Source organism: Streptococcus sp. k-628, from assembly GCF_013277475.1.
GTDB lineage: Bacteria > Bacillota > Bacilli > Lactobacillales > Streptococcaceae > Streptococcus.
In genome coordinates this window covers 1-464 of sequence record NZ_VMMZ01000109.1, presented here as the reverse complement: position 1 = coordinate 464, position 464 = coordinate 1, and the positions used below count along the sequence as shown (strand labels likewise).

General features: G+C 51.3%; 1 rRNA gene. It reads left to right on the top strand.

From position 1 onward, the window contains the following. Positions 1-24: 24 nt before the first annotated feature. A 16S ribosomal RNA gene (locus tag HT730_RS10095) occupies positions 25-464 on the top strand; the annotation flags it as partial.

Sequence of the window (464 nt, the reverse complement as noted above, 5' to 3'; positions counted from 1 at the left end):
CAGAAATGAGTGAGAACTCAAACTTTTAATGAGAGTTTGATCCTGGCTCAGGACGAACGCTGGCGGCGTGCCTAATACATGCAAGTAGAACGCTGAAGGAGGAGCTTGCTTCTCTGGATGAGTTGCGAACGGGTGAGTAACGCGTAGGTAACCTGCCTGGTAGCGGGGGATAACTATTGGAAACGATAGCTAATACCGCATAAGAGTAGATGTTGCATGACATTTACTTAAAAGGTGCAATTGCATCACTACCAGATGGACCTGCGTTGTATTAGCTAGTTGGTGGGGTAACGGCTCACCAAGGCGACGATACATAGCCGACCTGAGAGGGTGATCGGCCACACTGGGACTGAGACACGGCCCAGACTCCTACGGGAGGCAGCAGTAGGGAATCTTCGGCAATGGACGGAAGTCTGACCGAGCAACGCCGCGTGAGTGAAGAAGGTTTTCGGATCGTAAAGCTC